Annotated in this window: 2 tRNA genes and 2 rRNA genes; all 4 read left to right on the top strand. The window is 48.7% G+C overall.

Annotated features, from left to right (window positions below):
• Window positions 1–94, top strand: a 16S ribosomal RNA gene (locus EJN84_RS12195); the annotation flags it as partial.
• A gap of 386 nt (window positions 95–480) precedes the next feature.
• Window positions 481–554 (top strand) — tRNA-Ile (locus EJN84_RS12190).
• A 168-nt stretch (window positions 555–722) separates the two neighbouring features.
• Window positions 723–796: transfer RNA gene (locus EJN84_RS12185), tRNA-Ala, on the top strand.
• 329 nt (window positions 797–1,125) lie between these two features.
• Window positions 1,126–1,549, top strand: a 23S ribosomal RNA gene (locus EJN84_RS12180); the annotation flags it as partial.

The raw sequence follows: 1,549 nt of genomic DNA, 5'->3' as shown, positions 1-1,549 counted from the left end.
AACCGATAAGGAGCGATCTAGGGTAAAACTGGTGACTGGGGCTAAGTCGTAACAAGGTAGCCGTACCGGAAGGTGCGGCTGGAACACCTCCTTTCTGGAGAACGGCCATCACCCTGTCCGTACAGGGGCGGCAATATTCACTGGGGGAAAGCCTTACAGACCAAAGGGCGAGACAGGAAACTTGAAGGAAGCTCCTGTCGCGATTTATCCGTTCCTGAAAGAAGAAAGAGGGACGGGGTATCAAGGAAAAACGATACTGCGGAGGAAAAAAGAAAAACGATGTATGAAACATACAGCTCTCGTAAGACAGCTCCCGTAAGAGAGAATCTTGGATAAGAAGCATCTTCGGAAAAAAACAGGATCAGACAGCCCGTTTTTTTAGAGGGAATGCCGACGAAGGGGAGAAGGAACGGGAAAGGAGACATGTCCCGGTAAAGGGAATACCTTTCGAGGGGGGAGATGCCGACAAACAAACCAGCCAGTCCTATAGCTCAGTTGGTTAGAGCGCTACACTGATAATGTAGAGGTCGGCAGTTCAACTCTGCCTGGGACTACGAAAAATGATGTGTTGATTGGTTGATGTGATGATTTGATGATAAAAAATCAGTAAATCGGCACATCAGTAAATCGGAATCGGGGGATCAGCCCGGCCGGATAGAGCATTCCGATTATGTCGGAAGGGTCAACGGGGCAAGTGAAATGACTCCGGGAAAATAAAAAACGGGGGATTAGCTCAGCTGGCTAGAGCATCTGCTTTGCAAGCAGAGGGTCAACGGTTCGAATCCGTTATTCTCCACCCGCAAAAGCAAGAAGAAACAGGTTGATTTGGAAGGAGAAAGGGCAGGACAGGAGAGTTCTGTGAGAGAAGAGAGCGAAACGCGAAGAGAGAAAAAAAGGGGAAAAAAGTTTGAAAGCCGGACGGCGGCAAAAAGAAACGGTTCGAATCCGTATCAGACGACAAGCCGGAAGGACGTACTGCAGGAAGTATCGTGCAGGAAGGACGGAAGGAAAAAGATCTTTGACATGATGTAGTAAAAAAAGTAAAACAAAGAGCAAGAAAGTAAAAGTAGAAACGCTAGTATTTATCAAGCCCGGCTACACGCAAGTGTAGAATCCGGACGGCGAAAGAAAGTGAATAAGGGCACATGGAGGATGCCTAGGCTCTGGGAGGCGAAGAAGGACGTGATAAGCTGCGAAAAGCTGCGGGGATTGGCAAATACGAAACGATCCGCAGATATCCGAATGGGGCAACCCGTTATGAGAAGATCATAACATCCCGCGAAGCGGGAGGCAAACGTGGGGAACTGAAACATCTAAGTACCCATAGGAGAAGAAAACAAAAGTGATTCCGCAAGTAGTGGCGAGCGAACGCGGAGAAGCCCAAACCGTCGATGTTTCGGCAACGGCGGGGTTGAAGGACTGAAACAAAGGCAAGAAAGCTAAGAAGTGGAACGATTTGGAAAAATCGATCGAAGAGGGTGACAATCCCGTACACGAATCGAAGCGGAAGCCGATCAGTATCCTGAGTAGCGCGGGACACGAGAAATCC

The organism is Seramator thermalis (assembly GCF_004138125.1).
GTDB lineage: Bacteria > Bacteroidota > Bacteroidia > Bacteroidales > Dysgonomonadaceae > Seramator > Seramator thermalis.
This window is presented reverse-complemented; position numbering and strand designations above follow the sequence as displayed.